The sequence below is a fragment of the Vibrio sp. 1978 genome (genome assembly GCF_033344345.1).
Genome location: NZ_JAWPOP010000672.1, coordinates 1 through 616, shown reverse-complemented (window position 1 = coordinate 616; position 616 = coordinate 1). Strand labels below are relative to the sequence as shown.

At 41.9% G+C, this 616-nt stretch carries 1 protein-coding gene; it reads left to right on the top strand.

Features of this window, described 5'->3' with window-relative positions:
* Positions 1–263: 263 nt before the first annotated feature.
* A partial coding sequence (locus tag R8N49_RS28465) for a hypothetical protein (protein WP_318190613.1) occupies positions 264–616 on the top strand: 353 nt, incomplete at its 3' end.

Here is a 616-nt window from a genome sequence, read left to right as displayed (position 1 = left end):
AACGGTTTGCCTTTTTCTGTTCATTCACTTCCGTAAACTTTGTGCAATCCAAACATCCTTTCGCTCATCTAAAAAACCTCACTCCATTATTTCACTACTCCACCACTCCACTTATAAGGCGAACGACTTCACTCGTAACTAATCTGTTTTCAAAATAGGAAATCACCACTGTAAAAGTTCACCGCGTTTTGTCTTGCTGACTATGGTTACAATATTTGTGAAATCAATGCATTGAAACCAAATTAAAAGTAAGTGGCACCGATATGAACAGCGAAGCGAAACAACTTTTTTATCATTTATGTCAGCAATACGACGCGCTCTCTCAAGATCTAGAGTCTCGCGCGTTTCCTGAGTTTTCCGAGACCATCACTCATCCGCTTGGACACTGCTTTGTCCGTTGCCCTGTAGGCAGTCAGCGCTTTTCCATTGTTGCAGTCAACTTTTCGCCCTCCGTTCGCGGGCAAGGTGTGCTTACTGCATTTATCGACTACATTAAAAGCCATCCATATCATTACCAAGGCGTTGAAGTCGCTATCATTGAAAACAAAAGCTTAGCAAAACGACTGTTGTCTCTTGGATGGAAGTACAAATCTCTGTTTAGCAAGATCTTCTTTGC